14 protein-coding genes, 1 pseudogene and 2 CRISPR repeat arrays are annotated in these 21,855 nt (G+C 64.5%); of the genes and pseudogenes, 11 read left to right on the top strand and 4 right to left on the bottom strand.

Annotated features, from left to right (window positions below; all coding sequences use genetic code 11):
• Positions 1-29 precede the first annotated feature (29 nt).
• The 11 genes from cas1f (at position 30) to HND92_RS02830 (ending at position 17,240) form a co-directional block, all read left to right on the top strand.
• On the top strand, positions 30-1,034 hold the full coding sequence (gene cas1f / locus HND92_RS02880) for a type I-F CRISPR-associated endonuclease Cas1f (protein ID WP_172205726.1): 1,005 nt from the start codon (positions 30-32) through the stop codon (positions 1,032-1,034).
• Positions 1,031-4,543 (top strand): type I-F CRISPR-associated helicase Cas3f, encoded by a 3,513-nt coding sequence (gene cas3f, locus HND92_RS02875; protein ID WP_172205724.1) that lies wholly within the window; start codon positions 1,031-1,033, stop codon positions 4,541-4,543. Before cas1f ends, cas3f begins: the two co-directional genes overlap by 4 nt.
• 360 nt (positions 4,544-4,903) lie before the next feature.
• The gene (csy1, locus tag HND92_RS02870) at positions 4,904-6,268 is read left to right on the top strand and encodes a type I-F CRISPR-associated protein Csy1 (protein ID WP_172205722.1); all 1,365 of its coding nucleotides are present in this window, start codon (positions 4,904-4,906) and stop codon (positions 6,266-6,268) included.
• A complete protein-coding gene (gene csy2 / locus HND92_RS02865) occupies positions 6,265-7,341 on the top strand; it encodes a type I-F CRISPR-associated protein Csy2 (protein ID WP_172205720.1) in 1,077 nt (358 codons plus the stop codon). The genes csy1 and csy2 overlap by 4 nt, the downstream gene beginning before the upstream one ends.
• Before the next feature lie 56 nt (positions 7,342-7,397).
• Positions 7,398-8,423 carry a type I-F CRISPR-associated protein Csy3 gene (gene csy3 / locus HND92_RS02860; RefSeq protein WP_011803945.1) on the top strand — a complete coding sequence of 342 codons (1,026 nt, stop codon included), beginning with the start codon at positions 7,398-7,400 and terminating at the stop codon, positions 8,421-8,423.
• A 13-nt stretch (positions 8,424-8,436) separates the two neighbouring features.
• The gene (gene cas6f, locus HND92_RS02855; protein ID WP_011803944.1) at positions 8,437-9,012 is read left to right on the top strand and encodes a type I-F CRISPR-associated endoribonuclease Cas6/Csy4; all 576 of its coding nucleotides are present in this window, start codon (positions 8,437-8,439) and stop codon (positions 9,010-9,012) included.
• Between the two features lie 138 nt (positions 9,013-9,150).
• Positions 9,151-12,299: a CRISPR direct-repeat array (repeat unit 28 nt; unit sequence GTTCACTGCCGCATAGGCAGCTCAGAAA).
• A gap of 152 nt (positions 12,300-12,451) precedes the next feature.
• A CRISPR array of direct repeats spans positions 12,452-12,841; the repeat unit is 28 nt; unit sequence GTTCACTGCCGCATAGGCAGCTCAGAAA.
• Between the two features lie 19 nt (positions 12,842-12,860).
• On the top strand, positions 12,861-13,316 hold the full coding sequence (locus HND92_RS02850; protein ID WP_172205718.1) for a MarR family winged helix-turn-helix transcriptional regulator: 456 nt from the start codon (positions 12,861-12,863) through the stop codon (positions 13,314-13,316).
• Positions 13,317-13,376: 60 nt separating this feature from the next.
• Complete coding sequence (locus tag HND92_RS02845) at positions 13,377-13,793, top strand: organic hydroperoxide resistance protein (protein ID WP_011803942.1); 417 nt, start codon at positions 13,377-13,379, stop codon at positions 13,791-13,793.
• Between the two features lie 130 nt (positions 13,794-13,923).
• Positions 13,924-14,682, top strand: coding sequence for a metallophosphoesterase (locus HND92_RS02840; protein WP_011803941.1), 759 nt, complete (start codon positions 13,924-13,926; stop codon positions 14,680-14,682).
• A gap of 42 nt (positions 14,683-14,724) precedes the next feature.
• A complete protein-coding gene (locus tag HND92_RS02835; protein WP_172205716.1) occupies positions 14,725-16,164 on the top strand; it encodes a bifunctional serine/threonine-protein kinase/universal stress protein in 1,440 nt (479 codons plus the stop codon).
• Positions 16,165-16,199: 35 nt separating this feature from the next.
• Positions 16,200-17,240, top strand: a complete 1,041-nt coding sequence (locus tag HND92_RS02830; protein ID WP_011803939.1) for a serine/threonine protein kinase — start codon at positions 16,200-16,202, stop codon at positions 17,238-17,240.
• Positions 17,241-17,246: 6 nt separating this feature from the next.
• Here the strand turns inward: HND92_RS02830 and HND92_RS02825 are convergent, their stop codons facing one another.
• The 4 genes and pseudogenes from HND92_RS02825 to htpG all read right to left on the bottom strand — a co-directional run bounded on the left by HND92_RS02825 (position 17,247) and on the right by htpG (position 21,753).
• Entirely contained in the window at positions 17,247-17,918 is a 672-nt protein-coding gene (locus HND92_RS02825) for an exosortase H-associated membrane protein (RefSeq protein WP_172205714.1), read from the bottom strand.
• Positions 17,919-17,944: 26 nt separating this feature from the next.
• Positions 17,945-18,457 (bottom strand): annotated as a pseudogene (xrtH, locus tag HND92_RS02820) (exosortase H); the annotation flags it as partial.
• A 147-nt stretch (positions 18,458-18,604) separates the two neighbouring features.
• On the bottom strand, positions 18,605-19,597 hold the full coding sequence (locus HND92_RS02815; RefSeq protein ID WP_011803936.1) for a tripartite tricarboxylate transporter substrate binding protein: 993 nt from the start codon (positions 19,595-19,597) through the stop codon (positions 18,605-18,607).
• A gap of 203 nt (positions 19,598-19,800) precedes the next feature.
• Positions 19,801-21,753, bottom strand: coding sequence for a molecular chaperone HtpG (htpG, locus tag HND92_RS02810; protein ID WP_012655504.1), 1,953 nt, complete (start codon positions 21,751-21,753; stop codon positions 19,801-19,803).
• Positions 21,754-21,855 lie beyond the last annotated feature (102 nt).

The following is a 21,855-nucleotide window of genomic DNA, read 5'->3' as shown; positions in this document are numbered from 1 at the left end:
AGCAAGGCGCGCGGGCACACTGTCTCCTGATGGAAGACATTGCTGCCGGTGACCTCAAGGCCATACTGCATTCCCAGAGGGCCAACATCTACTATCTGGAGCACTGCCGGGTGCTCGTCAATGGCGGCCGCGTCGAGTACGTGACCGACGCGGGCAAGCGAAGCCTGTACTGGAACATTCCCATTGCCAACACCACGAGCATCTTGCTGGGGACGGGCACCTCGATCACGCAGGCCGCCATGCGAGAACTGGCGAAGGCAGGCATACTGGTGGGCTTCTGCGGTGGTGGCGGTACGCCGCTTTTCGCAGCCAATGAAGTCGACGTAGAAGTCGCTTGGCTCACACCGCAGAGTGAGTACCGGCCCACCGAATACCTGCAGTACTGGGTGAAGTTCTGGTTCGATGAGGAACTGCGCCTGCACGCCGCGAAGCAGTTGCAGACCTGGCGACTGCAGCGGCTGGCGGCCGAATGGAACAGCCGCTCTTTGCGTGAAGCCGGTTTTTCCATCGATCTGGGTCGTTTGCAGAGCCTGGTGCAGCAGTTCACACCACTGATCAGCAACGCCCCTGATGTGACAGCGCTGCTGACTGACGAGGCACGCTTGACCAAGGCCCTCTTCAGGCTGGCCGTGGAAGCCGTGGGCTACGGGGAATTCACGCGGGCCAAACGCGGAACGGGTACCGACGCTGCGAACCGCTTCCTTGACCATGGCAACTATCTGGCCTATGGCCTGGGCGCTACCGCGACCTGGGTGTTGGGCCTGCCGCACGGGCTGGCGGTATTGCACGGCAAGACGCGACGGGGTGGTCTGGTATTCGACGCAGCAGACTTGATCAAGGATGCAGCCATCCTGCCGCAAGCCTTTCTGTCGGCGATGCGGGGCGATGATGAACAGCAGTTCCGCCGCCAATGCATAGAGGCGTTGACGCGCAGCGAATCATTGGATTTCATCATCGACACACTCAAACACATCGCCAGCACGACGTCGCGGCTGGCCGACGCGCCCCCTCCTGTCCGGGAGCCAAATGCATGAACGTGCTCTTCGTCGCGCAATGCACCAAGCGTGCATTGACTGAAACCCGCCGCATCCTCGATCAGTTTGCGGAGCGGCGCGGCGAGCGTACCTGGCAAACGCCCATCACCCAAGCCGGGCTGGACACCGTGCGCAAGCTGCTGCGCCAGACCGCACGCAAGAACACCGCAGTGGCCTGCCATTGGATTCGTGGGCGTGACCACAGCGAGTTGCTATGGGTGGTGGGCGACGCCAGCCAATTCAACGACCAGGGTGCGGTGCCCACCAACACCACGGCCAGCAACGTGCTGCGCGCAGGCGATGAAAACGCCTGGCACCACCTGCCCCAGATGACCGCCCTGGCCGCGCTGGCTGCCCTGCTGCACGACCTTGGCAAGGCCACGCAGGCGTTTCAGGATAAGCTCAAAAACCCCGGTCTGCGCGAGCGCAACCACTACCGGCATGAATGGGTGTCGGTGCGGCTGTTCCAGGCCTTCGTGGGCCAGGACGATGACGCTGGCTGGCTACAACGGCTGGCGGCCTATGCCGACGCAGACACCGATGCGCAGGCACTGGAGGCAGCGTGGCTGGACCATGCGGGCGGGCGGCTGTTGCGCGATGGGCTGGACGAGCCCCAGGCCAAGCAACATTTGCCATTTGCCCGCCTGCCGCCGCTGGCCCAGGCGGTGGCGTGGCTGGTGTTCAGTCACCATCGCCTGCCCTGCCTGCCTGTGGAGCAGGCACAAGGCGTGGACGCAGAGGACATGGAAGACGGCAGGCGCACACACCGCCGTTTCGGTGCGCGCCCCGGCTTCATCAACACCGGCGATTTGGACGACGTGCTGCTGCGCATCAGCGCCGACTGGAACGAACCACGCGAGCACGCAGAGCCCTCCACTGTGCGTGCCCACTGGCACTTTCCGCACGGCCTGCCCGTCACCAAACCCGCCTGGCGCAAACAAGCCGCCCGCTACGCACGCAAGCTGCTGGAGCTGTCACAAACCGCCGGACAAGGCACGGTAGTGCACGACCCGTTTGCCATGCATATTGCGCGCCTGTGCCTCATGCTGGCGGACCACCACTATTCCAGCCTCACCAGCGCCGCCGCACGCGCCCCGTACCTCAGCCAAGGCTACCCGCTCTACGCCAACACCCGCAGCAATCACTATCAAAACAATAGCTGCTCACGCTTGATGGATAAGCGCCAGAGCCCAATTTTTAATCAAACGCTGGACGAACACCTGCTGGGTGTGCAAGCCCATGCCACGCTAGTGGCACGCTCCCTGCCCAGCCTCACGCACAGCCTGCCTGCACTCAAGAACCACAAACCCCTCAAAAAACGCAGCGCCGACCCGCGTTTTGCCTGGCAAGACAAGGCCGCCGACCTGGCCGCCAGCGTGCGCGCCCGCGCAGTGCCGCAAGGCGCGTTCATCGTCAACATGGCTTCCACGGGCTGTGGCAAGACGCTGGGCAACGCTCGCGTGATGAACGCGCTGGCCGACCCCGCCACCGGCCTGCGTTGCGCCTTTGCCATGGGACTGCGCACGCTCACGCTGCAAACCGGGCGCGTGTTCCAGAACGACCTGCAGCTGAGCGACGAGCAACTGGCCATCCAGGTCGGCGGTGCCGCCAGCCGGGCTCTGTTTGAATACTGGGAACAGCAGGCCGAAGCCACCGGCTCCGCATCCAGCCAAGCGCTGCTGGACGAAGCGGGCACGGTGCTCTACGAGGGCAACGACCAGCACCCGCTGCTGCAGCGCCTGACCGACGACGCCAAAGCCCACGCCCTCATTGCCGCGCCCCTGCTGGTCTGCACCGTAGACCACCTTACCCCCGCCACCGAAAGCCTGCGCGGCGGCCGCCAGATTGCGCCCATGCTGCGCCTGCTGACCAGCGACCTGGTGCTGGACGAGCCCGACGACTTTGACATGGCCGACCTGCCCGCTCTCACCCGTCTGGTGCACTGGGCGGGCCTGCTGGGCTGCCGCGTGCTGCTGTCATCGGCCACACTGCCGCCCGCGCTGGTGGAAGGGCTGTTCCTGGCCTACCGTGCCGGGCGCGCCGTGTACCAGCGCCACCGCAGCGAACGGCCCAGCGAGCCTGTGAACATCTGCTGCCTGTGGATCGACGAGTTCCACCAGACCACGCAGGACTGCGCGGATGGGCCCGCCTTCCGCGAAGCGCACACCCAGTACGTGCGCAAGCGCGTTGCCAAGCTCAAGCAGGCCGAGGTGCGGCGGCTGGCGCAGATTGCGCCCCTGCCCGACACCTGGCACGGCATGCAAGAAGCCGAACGCCGCAAAGACTTTGCCCGCCTGGTGCTGGAACAGGCTTGGCAACTGCACCAGCAGCCCCACAACCACAGCACCGATGCCAGCGGAAAGCGCGTGAGCCTGGGCCTCATCCGCATGGCCAACATTGCCCCGCTGTACGACGTGGCGCTGGCGATGTACGCAGCCGATGCTCTGCCGTCCGAGTTGCAAGGCCAGGTCCGCATTCACCTGTGCGTGTACCACTCGCAGTTCCCGCTGCTGCTGCGCTCGGCCATCGAGCAGCAGTTGGACGCCCTGCTCAACCGACGCGGAGCCAAAGACGGGCACGACCCCGCGCTGCACCGCCCCGCCCTGCGCGCCCTCATAGACGCCCACCCCGAGCCCCACCACCTGTTCATCGTGCTGGGCAGCCCCGTGACCGAAGTGGGCCGCGACCACGACTACGACTGGGCCGTGGTCGAGCCCTCGTCCATGCGCTCGCTCATCCAGCTGGCCGGGCGCGTGCGGCGGCACCGGCCTGAGGCCGTGGTCGGGGTGAACATGGTGGTGCTGGACAGCAATCTGCGGCATTACAACAAGCCCGACAAGCCTGCGTATGAAAAGCCGGGGTTCGAGACAGCGCATGCGCCGTTCCAGCTCAAGTCACACTATTTGCATGATCTGCTGGCACGCGAGATGGGCCAATCCGCCGCATGGGCAGTAGACGCACAACCGCGCATTGACCTGCCGGCCGACAAGCTTCTGCCCAGCCGCCGCTGGATCGACCTGGAGCACGCCCGCATGCACGACAGCCTGCTACCTAAGCCACAAGGCACCGCAACGCCCACGCATGCGGCCTGCCTGCAATGGCACGAGCCCCAGCCCGACGCGCCCCGGTCCCTGTGGCTTACCGGCCTGCTGCCGCAGTTCCAGCGGTTCCGCCAGGACGATCAAAAACGCGACGACGTGGCCCTGCTGCCAGACGAAGAGGAAGAAACGCTGTTGCTGCACCGCGTGCAAGACGGAGAGCGGCGCTACGAAAAGCTCTTTGTACCCATCCACCAAAGCTTGTGCCACCCGGTGCCCGCAGCGCAACTGGCATCAGCCAGCGTGTCGCCCTGGCCGAAGTTGGGTTTGATGGAGGAATTGGCCGCACTGGCACAGGCGCGGGGCTTGTCGCTGGAGCGATGTGCTGAACGCTATGCCACCGCCAGCCTGCCTGAATCGCAGGCAGGCTGGCGATGGGATGAGCGTTTGGGCTTTAGCAAGAAAGCCTGAGCTGCCTATGCGGCAGTGAATGTCAGCAGGTCAGTGACTTTTCTGAGCTGTCTAGTCGACAGTGAGGGGATGGTACATCTTCATCGACTGCAAAAATTTCAGGCTACATCTTTAATTTTTCAGCTGGTCATTGACTGGTATGAATTTTTGAGCATAATAAAAACCCGAATGCAGCTGGAACCTGCATTCGGGTTTTATCAACAACGTGCTTCTCGGCACCAACAAGAAAGTGAGGTCACAGTGGATAGCTTTCACGCCCTCAGGAGGGTTTTGTCGGCTACCTAGCCGTTTCCACATCCCCGGTTGGTTTTGTGCTGACCGGGGAATTCTAGCTTCCAACCCTTTTGGAAAGGTATTCCCATGTCTGAAGCCCCTGCAACAGGTGGCAAGGCGGGCTACCGAGCGGCCATCAGTGCCTTCTTGCAAGAACGATTGCAAGCCAAGCTCGACAAGCTCAAGCCTGACGATCCCCAACGCGATGAGGTGATTGCTTCGTTCGCCCATGATGTGTGGCTGGCCAGCGCTGCCAAGCGCGTGGAACAAATCCAGGCCGTAACCCATTCCCTCAAACCCATCCACCCCGATGCGCGGGGCACCAACCTGTACGTGGAACCCCGCACCCTGCCGCCGCTGGCCGAGCTGGGCAGCCACGCATTGGGTGAGCGCTTTGTAGGCGATGTGGTGGGTAACGCTGCGGCGCTGGATGTGTACAAGCTGCTCAAGCTGGAGGTGAACGGCCGCAGCCTGCTCACCGCCCTGTTGGCGCACGATGCCGACGCATTGGCAGCGCTGCATGCCGACCCGGCCCAGGCCGAGAAGCTGCGCGATGCTTTTGTATCGCTCACCCAGCCCCGCGCTGAAGGCCCCAGCAGCCACACGCTGGCCAAGCAGCTCTACTGGTTCACCGGCACTGACGCCTGCGACGACGCCCACTACACCCTGCTGGCCCCGCTGTACGCCACATCGCTGGCGCATGCGGTGCATGCCCAGGTACAGGAAGACCGCTTTGGCGAGGCCAACAAGGCCGCCCGCCAGGCGCGGCGCGAGCGCAAGATGCATGACGGCGTATTCCATGACTACCCCGACCTAGCCGTACAAAACATGGGGGGGTCAAACAAACAGAATCTAGGGCTGCTCAACGTTGCGCGTGGAGGTAAGAACTACCTGCTGTCATCGCTGCCGCCGCAGTGGCAAGCCAGCGCAGTGCGGCTGCCGGTGCATGCGACTTCGGTGTTTGACCGCCTGTTCATCGCCCGGCCCGAGGTGCGCCGCACGGTGCGGGCGCTGCGGGTGTTTTTGGAGTCCAACCCCGACGCCAATCTGGCCACCCGTGATCGGCGCGAGGAACTGCTCGACGCGCTGGTGGACGAGCTGGTGTCGCTGGCCGCCGAGTTGCAACAGATGCTGCCACCGGGCTGGAGCTGGGATGACGAGCGCTTTGCGGATCTGCACCGCAGCGAGCAACTGTGGCTGGACCCGTTGCGTGCCGAAAAACCCGATGAAGCCGACTTTGCCCGCGAGTGGCTGCAGATGGACTGGCCTGCCGTCGTGGGTCAGCGCTTTGCCAACTGGCTCAACGCGCAGCTGCGCGGCAAGCTGCCCTTGGGCGATGCGGAAGCCCGTGCATGGCAGAAGGAGTTGCTGACCGACGAGGACGGTTTTCAGCAGCAACTGCGCACACTGCGCCAGCGGCTTGACCGCACAGCGACGGAGGTCATGCCATGAAGCAACCCCAAGCCATCCTCGTACTGCCCCACCTGCGCATTCAAAACGCCAACGCCATTGGCAGCCCGCTCACGCATGGCTTCCCGTCTATCACTGCCTTTACCGGCGTGATGTGGGCGCTGGAGCGCAAGCTGGCCGAGGCCGGTGTGCCGCTACAACTGCACGGCGTGGGCGTGGTGTGCCACCACCATCAGGAGCAGGTCACGCAGGGCTATGTGCGCAACTTCAACCTCACGCGCAACCCGGTGGACAAAGACGGCAGCACCGCCGCCATCGTGGAAGAAGGCCGCATGCACCTGCAGATCACGCTGGTGCTGGCCGTGTCAGAAAAGCGCGCGCCCGGCACCCCGGCAGCGCTGGTGCAAAGCAACCAGGCACAGCTGGACGAATGGGCTGCGCAAGCGGGCCACATCCTGGCCGGCATGCGCGTGGCGGGGGGCAGCGTGCTGCCATCGCGCCCGGTGCCAGGCAAGCGCGTGCGGCCCTGGATGGCCGTTGTGCCTGAAGACCCTGTGGCGGCAGAGAAGGAGTTCCGCCAATGGCGGCGGCAGTGGCTGCCGGGCTTTGCCCTGGTGGGGCGGGATGACCTGTTGGCCCAGTACCTGCAAGCGCTGCGCACCGCCCAGCCCGACGCCACGCTGCTGGACGCCTGGCTGCATGCGGCCCGCTTCAACTACGCGCCGGTCGTACCTGACGGCGAAGCCTCAGCACCCGATGGGCAGGTGAAGTGGGAGGACCCGCAGCGCCGCAAAGGCAGTGGCTGGGTCGTGCCCATCCCCGTGGGCTATGCGGCGCTCACGCCCAGCCATGCCCCCGGCACCGTGCGCAATGCACGCGATGCCAGCGTGCCCATGCGGTTTGTGGAATCGGTCTACGCCCTGGGCGAGTGGATCAGCCCGCACCGCCTGACGCATCTGGCCCAGTTGCTGTGGCATGCCGAAGCCAACGAAGCACAGGGCTTGTACCGCTGCCGCAATGGCTACCAACCCGCCCAGTCGGAAGACGCTAACAGCAACTCAAACACCGAAACGCTAGACGAATGGGACGACGACGAGGCCTATGCATACACCTGAGCCCCGCGTGCCCACCCCTTCGCATCCAACACCCCTATTTTTGAAAGATTGACACCATGACCGACAAACTCACTACCGCATCCGTCCTGGCCTTTGAACGCAAGCTGGACCCATCCGACGCCGTGTTCCATGCAGGCCGCTGGGACGACCGCGCACAGTCGCACGCGTGGCAGCCCGTCACTGTCCGTGAAAAGTCTGTGCGCGGCACCATCAGCAACCGCCTCAAGGCCAAGGACCAAGATCCCGCCAAGCTGGACGCCGCCATCGAGAACCCCAACCTGCAAACCGTGGACGTGGCCGCCCTGCCCGCTGAGGCTGACACGCTCAAGGTGCAATTCACGCTGCGCGTGCTGGGAGGCGCGGGCACGCCATCGGCGTGCAACAGCGCGGCCTACCAAGCCAAGCTGCTGGCTACGGTGCAGGGCTATGTGCAGCAGCACGGCTTTGGCGAGCTGGCCCGGCGCTACGCGGCCAACCTGGCCAATGGCCGCTTCTTGTGGCGCAACCGCGCCGGGGCCGAGCAAGTCGAAGTGACGGTGGAGCAGATGCAGAACGGGCAGGCTGCGCAGATATGGTCTTTTGATGCCCTGGCGCTTAATACACGGGCGGTAGGCGCTATCAATACAGAAGCAAAAGGCCTCGACGAGCTAGGCCAGGCGATGGCTGCCGGGCTGGCCGGATCACAGCATGTGCTGCTGCGTATCACGGCCTTTGTGCGCCAGGGTGCGGGGCAAGAGGTGTTCCCATCGCAAGAGCTGATTCTGGACAAGGACAGTGCTGGCAAGAGCAAGACGCTGTACCACGTGGACGGCGTGGCCGCCATCCACTCGCAAAAGATCGGCAACGCCATCCGCACCATCGATACCTGGTATGAAGGCGCTGAAGAACTGGGCCCCATCGCGGTGGAGCCCTACGGCTCCGTGACCACCCAAGGCAAGGCCTACCGCCAGCCCAAGCAAAAGCTGGACTTCTACACCCTGCTGGACAACTGGCTGTTGAAAGACCAGGTGCCGCCCGTAGAGCAGCAGCACTTTGTGATGGCAGTGCTGATCCGTGGCGGCGTATTTGGCGACGCCAGCTGATGGGCGAGGCGCCATGACCACGCACTACATCAACATCACCCTGCTGCCCGACCCGGAGTTCAGCCACGCGCACCTGCTGGGCGCGCTGGTAGCCAAGCTGCACCGTGCCCTGGTGCAGGGGCATACCACCGACATTGGCGTGAGCTACCCGCAGCACGTGAGCCAGCCGCTGACAAAGCGCACCCTGGGCGCGGTGCTGCGCCTGCACGGCACGCCCGAGGCGCTGCAGCGCCTGATGGAGGAAGACTGGCTCAAGGGCATGCGCGACCACACGCAGGTGGGCGAGCTGCTGCCAGTGCCCGCCAACGCACAGCACCGCACCGTGCGACGCCGCCAGTTCAAGACCAACGCAGACCGCCTACGCCGCCGCCGCATGCAGCGCAAGGGCGAAACCGCCGAGCAGGCCGCAGCTGCTATCCCCGACACGGTAGAGCGCCGACCTGACTTGCCGTTTGTGCAACTGCGCAGCAGCAGCACTGGTCAGTCGTTTTGCTTGTGCGTGGAGCATGGCCCACTGCAACCGCTGCCTGTGGCCGGGGCCTTCAACGCCTATGGCTTGGGGCATGACGCGACCGTGCCTTGGTTTTGAGCCTGTTTGACCCTTTTTTCAGGGGCCATGGCAGGGCCTTGTGAATCAAGCACTTACGGAGCACCCTAGGAATTGGGGTGTTCTGGCTTTATGGGGGAATGTTCTTTAAAAACAGAACGTTGGGTGGGATAGGGTCCAGTTCACTGCCGCATAGGCAGCTCAGAAATTTCGCGTCAAAGCTGTGGCTCGAATCGTCTTGTTCACTGCCGCATAGGCAGCTCAGAAATACCTCATGAAGTACGCCTCCAAAGTGGAGTCGTTCACTGCCGCATAGGCAGCTCAGAAATCCTGCACGCCCGCAGCACGCCCGGCATGGTGGTTCACTGCCGCATAGGCAGCTCAGAAATTGCCAGGTCAGCGCATCGCGGTCGAAGTCGTGTTCACTGCCGCATAGGCAGCTCAGAAATAAATCGCGCAGATGCACATGCCGCCCCACCAGTTCACTGCCGCATAGGCAGCTCAGAAATCTGAATCGACACAGGAACCGTCTTAGACGCCGTTCACTGCCGCATAGGCAGCTCAGAAATGGATGTGTACATCATCACGCAGGGCCCCAACGTTCACTGCCGCATAGGCAGCTCAGAAAACACCGTAAGCTGCATGCCATGAGTGCTCAAGGTTCACTGCCGCATAGGCAGCTCAGAAATTGGAGCCATTGGCACGCGGAGGCCAGCTCTTGTTCACTGCCGCATAGGCAGCTCAGAAACTGGTGCAGCCCATGATTGGGCGCATACTGGCGTTCACTGCCGCATAGGCAGCTCAGAAAAGCCGCAGTCCTCACACCCGGATGTAAGTAGAGTTCACTGCCGCATAGGCAGCTCAGAAAACGCGCAAGCCGTCATAGGCCGGAGCGGTCCAGTTCACTGCCGCATAGGCAGCTCAGAAACGGCGGGGGTGCGGGGAGGCAACCGCCCGGCGTGTTCACTGCCGCATAGGCAGCTCAGAAAGCTGGGTTGGCGAGCTGGGCGTATCCGGCATGGTTCACTGCCGCATAGGCAGCTCAGAAAAACGCGCCTGCCCGTTGAGCAGCCATTCATTAGTTCACTGCCGCATAGGCAGCTCAGAAAACCCGGAAAACCTTTTTGGTGGTGGCGTGTGCGTTCACTGCCGCATAGGCAGCTCAGAAATGCGGGGCACGTGTCTTGTTTCGTTTCATAGGGTTCACTGCCGCATAGGCAGCTCAGAAAGATTTGAGCCAATCGAGCGTAGTAGACATGCCGTTCACTGCCGCATAGGCAGCTCAGAAAGTTCGGTGCTCGCGCTTCGCGCTGCGCTCCGCGTTCACTGCCGCATAGGCAGCTCAGAAAACCCGTTGAAGTCCTTTTCCCTGAGCCTGTCGGTTCACTGCCGCATAGGCAGCTCAGAAAAATCCATCCCAGCTGGAACAGACGTCGAATACGTTCACTGCCGCATAGGCAGCTCAGAAAGCCATAGGCGTAGAAAACCAAGACTGAGAAGTGTTCACTGCCGCATAGGCAGCTCAGAAATTGTAGCCCGCCTGGAACGGGTATTTAGTGCCGTTCACTGCCGCATAGGCAGCTCAGAAAACTACAAGGCAGACGGTTTCCAATTTCCAGATGTTCACTGCCGCATAGGCAGCTCAGAAATGCGTGCGGGGTGTCTAGCAGCACCTCAAGCTGTTCACTGCCGCATAGGCAGCTCAGAAAACAGCCGCAGCCCGATCCTGAGCCCGGTGACGGTTCACTGCCGCATAGGCAGCTCAGAAAAACATTAATGGCCTGCAAATTGACCATGAGTTGTTCACTGCCGCATAGGCAGCTCAGAAATTTCCCGTGCGGATGCGATGGGCGGTGGCGTAGTTCACTGCCGCATAGGCAGCTCAGAAAGCCGTCTTTTTGCATAGAACCGAGCGTCTACAGTTCACTGCCGCATAGGCAGCTCAGAAAATGAGCCAGTACGCCAGCAAGGACGACATGATGTTCACTGCCGCATAGGCAGCTCAGAAATTGCCGAGTGGCCCTAGCAGTTCAGCCAGTGCGTTCACTGCCGCATAGGCAGCTCAGAAATTCGGCGCGACCTGAAAAGCGCCGTGCTGGCTGTTCACTGCCGCATAGGCAGCTCAGAAATGCATGCCGATGCGGCTTACCTCATCGGTCGCGTTCACTGCCGCATAGGCAGCTCAGAAATGCCACGTTGAAATCATCAAGGACACCCCATGGTTCACTGCCGCATAGGCAGCTCAGAAACGGGGCACGCGGAGCGTTACCGGCATGGCTTGGTTCACTGCCGCATAGGCAGCTCAGAAAAAGCGGAAGCTGCGCAACGATCCAATGTTTGCGTTCACTGCCGCATAGGCAGCTCAGAAAACGCGCTGGAGGCGCTGTATTCAGTGCTTGACGTTCACTGCCGCATAGGCAGCTCAGAAAAAAACGCGCGCCACCAGCTTCGTGCCGCTGCTGTTCACTGCCGCATAGGCAGCTCAGAAACCTGAGCGCCCCAGCCAGATTGTCCACGTCGAGTTCACTGCCGCATAGGCAGCTCAGAAAGCAAAGCAGTGGAAGCGCCGCGCCCTGCAAGCGTTCACTGCCGCATAGGCAGCTCAGAAAATGACCACCACCCCACACGGGCAAGTGCCAGAGTTCACTGCCGCATAGGCAGCTCAGAAAAGCCCACACAGGAACGAGTAAGCGATAGGCCTGTTCACTGCCGCATAGGCAGCTCAGAAATGCGTCATCAAATCGTTTGTCTGCGCGAAGCGGTTCACTGCCGCATAGGCAGCTCAGAAAACCTCGACCACCACAGGGGGCCAACATGGCTGGTTCACTGCCGCATAGGCAGCTCAGAAACTTTAAACCCGCTACGGATGAACGACGCCTCGGTTCACTGCCGCATAGGCAGCTCAGAAATTGAGCTGCGCGGCGGCGACAGCGGCTTCCACGTTCACTGCCGCATAGGCAGCTCAGAAATCAAACCGGCGCGGCGCTGGGGCCTCTGTAAAGTTCACTGCCGCATAGGCAGCTCAGAAATGAACTGCCGCGAGTCCGCCTGATGAGCGACGGTTCACTGCCGCATAGGCAGCTCAGAAATCGATGAAGCCGCGCTGAAAGAGACTCATCCCGTTCACTGCCGCATAGGCAGCTCAGAAACACGGCGTCGAGCATGTCGCCAATGGGGTCTGGTTCACTGCCGCATAGGCAGCTCAGAAAAATCTGAGCGGATGGTTTCGATGAAGTCTGCTGTTCACTGCCGCATAGGCAGCTCAGAAATTCGTGCCCTTCGTGAGCTAATCGGGCGAATTGTTCACTGCCGCATAGGCAGCTCAGAAAAAGGCAGAGCCGGTGCCTACGGGCGAGTTGACCTGCAACCCGCCACCCGTACCAAGGCAATAGAGAATCCGCGCAACCGAGAGGAAGCGCGATGCGCAAGAGCAGGTATCCGTTCAGAAAGTCCGCTCGTGCTTGAGAAACAATGCGCGCAGGTTCACTGCCGCATAGGCAGCTCAGAAAAGGATCACCAGCGTTGCCGCTGCGATCCATGGGTTCACTGCCGCATAGGCAGCTCAGAAACATGCTCGCCGGCCCTCTCATCGCTCTGTGCTTGTTCACTGCCGCATAGGCAGCTCAGAAAGACTCATCGCGGCGCACGCCCTGCCAGCTGATGTTCACTGCCGCATAGGCAGCTCAGAAAAGGCGCAGACATAGGCCGCAAGAGCCAGATAAGTTCACTGCCGCATAGGCAGCTCAGAAATTCACCGAACAAGCCGACGCCGCCGCCCTTGCCGTTCACTGCCGCATAGGCAGCTCAGAAAAGCACGAGACCAATAGCGGCGAGCGCGTCGGTGTTCACTGCCGCATAGGCAGCTCAGAAAAACGCAGGAGACGTTTGACATGAACTACACTCCACCCAGCCCGCCCGAACTGCTACTGGACAACCAACTGTGCTTCGCGCTGTATTCCGCGTCGTTGGCCATGACCAAGCTCTACAAGCCGCTGCTCGACACCCTGGGCCTGACCTATCCGCAGTACCTGGTGATGCTGGCGCTGTGGGAGCGTGACGGGCTCACCGTCTCCGAGCTGGGCGAGCGCCTGTTCCTCGACTCGGGCACGCTCACGCCGCTGCTCAAGCGCCTGGAAGCCGCAGGCCTACTGGTGCGGCTGCGCGACGTGCAGGACGAGCGCCGCGTGCGCATCACGCTCACCGGCCAGGGGCGTGCGCTGCGTGATGGCGCCCAGCCCATCCCGCACTGCGTGCTGGCCCGCACGCAGTGCACACCCACCGACATTGGCGCCCTGACCGCGCAGCTCCATGCGCTGCGCGACCGGCTCGTGCAGCCGCAGGCCTGACACCGTTTTCCCTCATGCCCCGTTGGCGGGGCCTTTGTTCCACTCTGAAAGGATGCACCCATGACCACGCTCGACAAGGTTCTCTACACCGCCCGCGCCCACACCACCGGCGGGCGCGACGGCGCATCGCGCAGCGATGACGGACGGCTGCAGGTCCAGCTGTCCTCGCCCGGCGGCAGCGGCACGGGCACCAACCCCGAGCAGCTTTTCGCCGCCGGCTACTCGGCCTGCTTCATCGGCGCCATCAAGGCCGTCGCCGCGAAGCAAAAGCTGACCCTGCCCCAGGACTTGGCCATCGACGCCGAGGTGGACCTGGGCACGATCCCCAATGCCTACGGCATCGCCGCACGCCTGAAGGTGCACCTGCCCGGCATGGACCGCGCCCAGGCGCAGCAGTTGGTCAACGACGCGCACCAGGTCTGCCCCTACTCCAACGCCACACGCGGCAACATCGACGTGACGCTGACCCTGGCCTGAGGCACCGTAGCGGGCGGCGCAGTTCTCCGCGTTTTCCCTAGTCTGGCGGGATACCCATTGCAAGCGAGCGCTCAGCTTCCGGGTTCATCATGCGCGGTCTGTCCCCCGCTTCGCCTGCATTGCCCGCGCCATGAAGATCGCCCTGCTGTCCGACATCCACGCCAACCTGCCCGCCTTCGACGCTTGCCTGGAGCATGCGCGAGCGCACGGTGCACAGCAGTTCGCGCTGCTGGGCGACCTGGTGGGCTATGGCGCGGACCCCGGCCCGGTGCTCGACCGGGCCATGCAGCTGGCCGCCGCGGGCGCACTGTGCGTGCGCGGCAACCATGACGCAGCCGCCCTCGCCCCGCCCGCCGTCGCCCAAAACCTGGGCGACCAGAGCGCACAGTGGACCCATCCGCACCTGGACGAGCGCCAGCGTGCCTTCCTGGCCGGCCTGCCGCTGACCGAGCGCCTGGGGCCCGACGCGCTGCTGGTGCACGCCAGCGCCGACGGCCCCGAACGCTGGCACTACATCACCGACAGCAACGCCGCCGAGCGCTGCATGACCGCCGCCACGCGCATCGACCCGGCCATCCGCTACGTCTTCTGCGGCCACGTGCATGAGCAGGCGCTGTACTTCCTCACGCCCACGGCCAAGCTGATGCGCTTTTCGCCCCAGCCGGGCGTGCCCGTGCCCGTGCCGCCGCACCGCCAGTGGCTGGCCATCGCCGGCTCGTGCGGCCAGCCGCGCGATGGCGACACGCGCGCCATGTATGCCCTGTTCGACCCGGACGCCGCCACCATCACCTTCCAGCGCGTGGCCTACAACCATGCCGCCGCCGCGGCCGCCGTGCGCGCCAGCGGTCTGCCCACGTTCTTTGCCGACCGGCTGGAGCGCGGGCGCTGAGCCGTCCTTTCCACCCTCTAGGACCAGACGCACCACCGCCCCATGAAGCTGCTCACGCCCGGCACCGAGATCGACGGCTTCGTGGTGCATGAGTGCATACACGCGGGCGGCATGGCGCACATCTACCGCGTGGGCTATGCCAATGCGTCGCGCGACCCGGGCTTTCCCATGGCCATGAAGATCCCGCGCATGACGGCAGGCGACGGGGCCGAGAACATCGTGGGTTTCGAGGTCGAGCTGACCATCCTGCCCACGCTGTCGGGCCACCACGCGCCGCGCTTCGTGGCGGCGGGTGACCTGATGCGGCTGCCCTACCTGGTCATGGAATACGTGCAGGGCGATACGCTGCAGCATTGGCTGGACGATCGCCCGCCGGGCGACACCGCTGCGCGCAGTGCGGAGACCATCGCCCGCATCGGCGGCGCCATGGCGCTGGCCGCGCACAGCATCCACCAGCAGAACGTCTGCCACCTGGACCTGAAGCCCGCCAACGTGCTGCTGCGCGAAGGCGGCAGCGTGGTGCTGCTGGACTTCGGCCTGTCCTGCCACGCGCACTACCCCGACCTGCTGGCCGAGGAAATGCGCCAGGCCGTGGGCTCGCCCACCTGGATCGCGCCCGAGCAGGTGGTGGGCGTGCGCGGCGACCTGCGCAGCGACATCTTCGCGATCGGCGTCATGCTCTACGAGATGGCCACGGGCGAACTGCCTTTCGGCTCGCCCACCACACAGGGCGGCATGCGCCAGCGCCTGTGGATGACACCTGCGCCGCCGCGCCAGTACCGCCCCGACCTGCCCGAGTGGCTGCAGGAGGTGATCCTGCGTTGTCTGGAACCCGAAGCCGCGCAGCGCTACCCTTCGGCCGCGCACTTGGCCTTCGACCTGGCCAACCCCGACCAGGTGCCCATCACCGAGCGCGGCCGGCGCCTGCGCGGGCCCGGCGTGGGCGCGCACTTCAAGCGTTGGATCAAGGCTGCGGGCATGCACTACCAGCCCAGCCCGCTGCCGGCGCGCCAGATCGCCGAGGTGCCCATCCTCATGGTGGCCGTGCCGCACGACGACGTGACGGACGCCACGCTGTACTCCTTGCGCGAAGCGGTTGCCCGTTCGCTGGGCATACGCCCCGGCGCGCGGCTGGCCTGCGTGACGGTGATCTCGCCCTCGGCCAGCAGCACGTCCGACAGCACGCGCAGCGAGACCATGCTGCACCGCACGCACCTGGCGCGGCTCAAGCAGTGGGCAGCGGGGCTGGACCTGTCGCGCCACAGCGCCAGCTACCACGTGCTGGAGGCCAGCGACGTGGCCCAGGCCCTGGTCCGCTATGCCGAGGGCAACCGCGTGAGCATGATGATCCTGGGCGCCGCCATGCACGGGCTGCAGTTGCAGCGCTTCATCGACACCGTGCCCATCCGTGTGGCGCGGGATGCACCCTGCACCGTCATCCTGGTCAAGCAGCAACTGCCTTTCGACGCGCTGGGCCAGTGACCCCGCGGGGCTGCCGCAAGCGTGACAATCACGCCATGACCGCGCCCCACACCGATGACACGCTCCACCCCTACGCCAGCCTCACGCCCGACCTGGTGCTGGACGCGCTGGCCAGCGTCGGCTTGTATGGCGACGGCCGGCTGATGGCCCTGGGCTCCTACGAGAACCGCGTGTACCAGGCCACGCTGGAAGACGGCAGTCGCGTGGTGGCCAAGTTCTACCGCCCGGGGCGCTGGAGCGAGGCGCAGATCCTGGAGGAACACGCCTTCTCCCAGGAGCTGGCCGATGCCGAGGTGCCCGTGGTCGCGCCCCTGCTGCTGCACGGCCGCAGCCTGCACCGGCATGCGGGCTTCGACTTTGCCGTCAGTCCCTGGCGCGGCGGGCGCACGCCCGAGCTCGACGACTTCGAGGTGCTGGAGTGGCTGGGCCGCTACCTCGCACGCATCCACAACGTGGGCGCAGCCCGGCCCTTCGCGCAGCGCCCGGCGCTGGACCTGCAGACGTTGGGCCAAGAGCCGCGCGACTGGCTGCTGGGCGCACAGATCATTCCCCTGGACCAACAGACGGCATGGCGCGATGCCTGCGAACAAGCTCTCGAATTAATAGCTGCTGGCGCTTGTCTATCGGGCGCTACAGGCCAATTTGGCTTAAAAGACGCGAGCAACATCCGCCTGCACGGTGACTGCCACCCCGGCAACGTGCTGTGGACGCCCGTGGACGACGCCGGCCACGGCGGCCCGCATTTCGTGGACCTGGACGACGCGCGCATGGGCCCGGCCGTGCAGGATCTGTGGATGCTGTTGTCGGGCGAGCGCCGCCAGCGCACAGTACAGCTATCGGCACTGCTGGACGGCTACGAGCAACTGCGCCCCTTCGACCGGCGCGAGCTCGCGCTCATCGAGCCGCTGCGCACACTGCGCCTGATCCACTACAGCGCGTGGCTGGCGCGGCGCTGGAGCGACCCGATCTTTCCGATCAACTTTCCCTGGTTCGGCAGCAGCGACTACTGGCGCGGCCAAGTGGACATGCTGCATGAGCAGATCGAGGCCATGCAGGAGCCACCCCTGGTCGCCTGAGGACGGTCAGCCAGCCGGTCGCTGCGGGGCCGGCGAGGCAGCCAGGGACTGCTTCCACCCCCGCACGATCACATCGGTGAAAAACTGACGGTCCAGCCAGAGCCAGACCAGCACCGGCACCAGCGTGGGCAGTACCAGCACGCCCACCTGGTAGCCGTAGACGATGGCCTCCAGCTGCCACTGGTCCACGCGCAGCACCCGCACATCGAACTGCGCCGCGCCCGCCAGTTGCATGAGCAGGTACATCACCAGGCTGAAGGCCTGCGCCGGCAACAGCAAGACATAGCCCAGCGCCGCGCGGGAGGCCCGCCCCGGCGCACGCGCGGCACCCCAAGCCGCCACCAGCAGGGCGGCAAAGATCGGCAGGCCATAGGCGTAGCGGCCCGGGTCGGCCTCCAGCGTGACTTCGGCCCGGCGCCCGCCGGAGTTGGGTACGGCAATCTCCACCGCGGTGTCCACCTCCATGCGGCCCGGCTGCTGGTGTACGCCGCGCACCCACATGGGTGCCGCCTGTTCCAGCGCCACATGGGAGAGCCATGCCACAGGGTAGGAGAGCCATGGCGAGGCCTTGGTCCACAGCAGCGTCAGCACAATCATGGCGCCAAAGGCATACAGGACAAAGCGCGTGAGCACGGAGGGTCGGCGCGCAGGGGCTCCGGTTTGCACGGGTTTTGTCACGGGGAAATCCTCCTGCGCCTGGGGGCTCAGCGCGGCGACAGGTCGAGCGAGGTGCTCACCTGCCCCTGGCCCTTGTCCAGGCGTGGCATCACCAGCGGCATTGGCGGGGCGGGCGGCTCATCGGGTGGCGGCGTTTCCTGGGGCGGCTGGGCCTTGGCACCGGCACGGACCCAAAGCAGCCAGACGATCAGCACATCCAGCATGATGAGCCCCTGCCACAGGAATTCGTGCGCAAAGTTGAACACCGCCGTGTTCCACTGGCCCAGGTAGAAGAGGCTGATCACCCGCACCACGTTCAGTGCCTGCACCGCAGCAAAGCCTGCGACCAGGCCGAGCAGTTTGTGGCGCAAGGAGGAAGGAAAGGCGATCACGGCCGCGAACAGGACGATGCAGGCCTCGATCCCGTTGCACCCCGGTTCGATGGACACGCCAAAACCCGTGAGGGTGTTCCACAGCACCTTGCCCTGCGCGCCGGCCGTGGTATCAAACCAGGTGACCAGCCCTGCGCAGATGCGGGCCAACAGCGCCGTCCAGGGCAACTGGACACCGCCAGCGCTATCGACCTGACATGCCTGTCATCGGGTGCTGCGGCAGGGGCTCAGCAGGCTCAGCCCTCACGCTGCTGGCCCTCTTTGGACCTGCCTAGCCCACCCTGCAACGAACTGCGCGAGGACCGTGCGCCTCCATCAGTCCTGCTTGGCCCCGGATATTTTCACCAGCTTATCGATGATGGGGTTGGACGCCTCAAAGTCCTTGCGGAACTGTGCGGCCCCGCCTTCCACGCCTTCCAGGCCGAAGACCTGCAGGCGGGCCTTCATCGCGGTGGAGTGGATGATCTGCACCGCCTCCTTCTCCAGACGGGCCAGGATGGGCTTGGGCGTGCCCGCCGGCGCCAGCATGGTGAACCAGGCGATGGTCTTGAACTCCGGGTCGGGAAAGCCCGCCTCGGCCATCGTGGGCACGTCGGGCAAATCGGCCAGTCGCCGGGGGCCCAGGATCGCCAGCGGGCGCAGGCGCTCGGCCTTGATCTGCGGCTGCGCGGCGGCCAGCGTGCCCATACCCCAGGAGACCACGCCCGCAGACAGATCCTGGATGTGCGGCGCCTCGCTCTTGTAGGCCACGTGCGTCATCTCCAGCTTGCGCGAGTCGCTGAGGTAGGCGCTCATCAGGTGGCCGGGCGAGCCGGTCCCGTACGAGCCGTAGTTGATCTTGCCCTTGTTCTGTTGCGCCCAGGCCATGAATTCCTTCATGTTCTTGACGGGCACGTTGGCGTTGACCATCAGCACCAGGCTGGTCGCAGCGATCTGGGTGATGAACTCGAAGTCCTTGCGGATGTCGTACGGCACCTTGGAAAACATGTGGTGCGCGTAGAACACGGGCGTGGAGTACGACACCAGCACCGTGTAGCCATCAGGCGCCGCACGCGCGACCGCGTTGGCGCCCAGCATGCCCGAAGCCCCGCTCTTGTTGTCCACCACCACCGGCTGGCCCAGGCGCTTGCCCAGTTCGTCGGCCAGCACGCGGCCCACCACGTCGGTGCCGCCCCCGGCGGCAGCCGGGATCACCATGGTGATGGGCCGGCGCGGATAGTCCTGCGGCGCGGCCGCATTCTGGGCCAGGGCCAGCCCCGAACAGCCCCACACCAGGGCAGAAAAAACCAGCGATGTCTTGATTCCCATGTCACAACCCTTTTTGATCGGAACGCAGGTTTCGATATTCACCATCTGAGGTCCAGACAACCATTAGGGATAGCCTTGATGTGGACCGGGACACGCGGAACCGCCGTGGCGCAAAAAAACCCGGCCTGCTTGCGCAGGACCGGGTGTGGTCGGTCTGTAGAGACGGCCCGGCACAGGCCGGGCGCGAGGGTGGCAGGCCCGCCTCAGGCCAGTAGCGCGTTCACGCGCTTCACGTACGCGGCCGGGTCCTCCGGCAGGCCTCCTTCGGCCAGCAGCGCCTGGTCGAACAGGATGTGTGCCAGGTCGTGAAAGTGCACGCTGCCGTCCAGCTTCTTGACCAGCGCATGCTCGGGGTTCACTTCCAGCACGGGCTTGGCGTCAGGCGCGCTCTGGCCGGCCTGCTTGAGCAGGCGCGCGAGCTGCGTGCTCATGCCGCCGTCCTGCACCACCAGGCAAGCGGGCGAATCAACCAGGCGCGTGGTCACGCGCACGTCCTCGGCCTTGTCCTTGAGGGCTTCCTTGAGCTTGGCGAGCACGGGCTTGAAGGCCTCGGCGGCCTCCTCGGCCGCCTTCTTCTCGGCCTCGTCCTGCAGCTTGCCCAGGTCCACTGCGCCCTTGGCCACGGACTGCAGCGGCGTGCCGTCGAAGTCCTGCAGGTAGTTCAGCGCCCACTCGTCCACGCGGTCGGTCATGAGCAGCACCTCGATGCCCTTCTTCTTGAAGACTTCGAGCTGCGGGCTGTTCTTGGCGGCGGCCAGCGTGTCGGCGGTGATGTAGTAGATGGCCTCCTGGCCCTCCTTCATGCGCGCCTTGTAGTCGGCAAAGGAAACGCTCGGCGTATCCGATGTGGTGGAGGCAAAGCGCAGCAGCTTGGCCAGACGTTCGCGGTTGGCGAAGTCCTCGCCCAGGCCTTCCTTGAGCACGGCGCCGAACTCGGCGTAGAACTGGGTGTACTTGCCTTCCTTGGCCTTGTCCTCGGCGCTGACCACGTCCTGCACGCCATCGGCGCCTTCCGCCGCTGCCTCATGCTTGTCGTGCTTGGCCAGGTCCTCGAGCATGGACAGCACGCGCTTGACCGAGCCGTCGCGGATCAGGCGCACGTCACGGCTTTCCTGCAGCAGCTCGCGGCTCACGTTCAGCGGCAGGTCGGCGGAGTCGATCACGCCCTTGACGAAGCGCAGGTAGCTGGGCATGAGCGACTCGGCGTCGTCCATGATGAACACGCGCTTGACGTACAGCTTCACGCCGGCCTTCTTGTCGCGGTTCCACAGGTCGAACGGCGCCTTGGCAGGGATGTACAGCAGCTGCGTGTACTCGGTGTTGCCCTCGACGCGGTTATGGCTCCAGGTGAGCGGGTTCTCGAAGTCGTGGCTGATGGACTTGTAGAAGTCCTGGTACTGCTCGTCGGTGATGTCCTTCTTGGGCCGCGTCCACAGGGCGCTGGCCTTGTTCACGGTTTCCCACTCGCCGGTCTTCACCATCTGGCCCGGCTCGCCTTCCTTCTCGCTCTCTTTCCACTCCTCCTTTTCCATGAGGATGGGCAGGCTGATGTGGTCGGAATACTTGCCGATCACCTGCTTGATCTTCCAGGCGTTGAGGAACTCCTCGGCATCCTCGCGCAGGTGCAGGATCACGCTGGTGCCGCGCGCCGCACGCTCGATGGCCTCCACCTCGAAGTCGCCCGCGCCGCCGCTGGCCCAGCGCACGCCTTCGCTGGCGGGCAGGCCCGCGCGGCGGCTCTCGACCGTGATGCGGTCGGCCACGATGAAGCCCGAGTAGAAGCCCACGCCAAACTGGCCGATCAGCTGCGCGTCGGCCTTCTGGTCGCCCGACAGGCGGTTCATGAAGTCGCGCGTACCGCTCTTGGCGATCGTGCCCAGGTGGTCAATGGCCTCCTGCTCGCTCATGCCGATGCCGTTGTCGGTGATGGTCAGCGTGCGCGCTTCCTTGTCGAAGGACACGCGCACCTCCAGGTTGGGCGCATCCTCGTACAGCGCGGCATTGTTCAGCGCTTCAAAGCGCAGCTTGTCGCAGGCGTCCGAGGCGTTGGAGACCAGCTCGCGCAGGAAGATCTCTTTGTTGGAATACAGCGAATGCGTGACCAGGTGCAGCAGTTGCGCCACTTCGGCCTGGAAGGAATGGGTGTGCTTGCTCATAGGTGTTTTTCAAACAAGGGCAACGGGAAAGAAATCACAGGGGATTCAACCATGTTCTCCGGCGCGGCCGGAACGCATGCGCAGGTGGGGGCGCCGCGGCCG

Origin of the sequence: Diaphorobacter sp. JS3050 (assembly GCF_013154915.1) — a bacterium.
GTDB lineage: Bacteria > Pseudomonadota > Gammaproteobacteria > Burkholderiales > Burkholderiaceae_C > Diaphorobacter > Diaphorobacter nitroreducens.
This window is presented reverse-complemented; position numbering and strand designations above follow the sequence as displayed.

Coding starts and splice junctions, on each gene's coding strand:
- cas1f (WP_172205726.1), top strand. CDS start 30: ATGGAAGACATTGCTGCCGGTGACCTCAAGGCCATACTGCATTCCCAG.
- cas3f (WP_172205724.1), top strand. CDS start 1,031: ATGAACGTGCTCTTCGTCGCGCAATGCACCAAGCGTGCATTGACTGAA.
- csy1 (WP_172205722.1), top strand. CDS start 4,904: ATGTCTGAAGCCCCTGCAACAGGTGGCAAGGCGGGCTACCGAGCGGCC.
- csy2 (WP_172205720.1), top strand. CDS start 6,265: ATGAAGCAACCCCAAGCCATCCTCGTACTGCCCCACCTGCGCATTCAA.
- csy3 (WP_011803945.1), top strand. CDS start 7,398: ATGACCGACAAACTCACTACCGCATCCGTCCTGGCCTTTGAACGCAAG.
- cas6f (WP_011803944.1), top strand. CDS start 8,437: ATGACCACGCACTACATCAACATCACCCTGCTGCCCGACCCGGAGTTC.
- HND92_RS02850 (WP_172205718.1), top strand. CDS start 12,861: ATGAACTACACTCCACCCAGCCCGCCCGAACTGCTACTGGACAACCAA.
- HND92_RS02845 (WP_011803942.1), top strand. CDS start 13,377: ATGACCACGCTCGACAAGGTTCTCTACACCGCCCGCGCCCACACCACC.
- HND92_RS02840 (WP_011803941.1), top strand. CDS start 13,924: ATGAAGATCGCCCTGCTGTCCGACATCCACGCCAACCTGCCCGCCTTC.
- HND92_RS02835 (WP_172205716.1), top strand. CDS start 14,725: ATGAAGCTGCTCACGCCCGGCACCGAGATCGACGGCTTCGTGGTGCAT.
- HND92_RS02830 (WP_011803939.1), top strand. CDS start 16,200: ATGACCGCGCCCCACACCGATGACACGCTCCACCCCTACGCCAGCCTC.
- HND92_RS02815 (WP_011803936.1), bottom strand. CDS start 19,597: ATGGGAATCAAGACATCGCTGGTTTTTTCTGCCCTGGTGTGGGGCTGT.
- htpG (WP_012655504.1), bottom strand. CDS start 21,753: ATGAGCAAGCACACCCATTCCTTCCAGGCCGAAGTGGCGCAACTGCTG.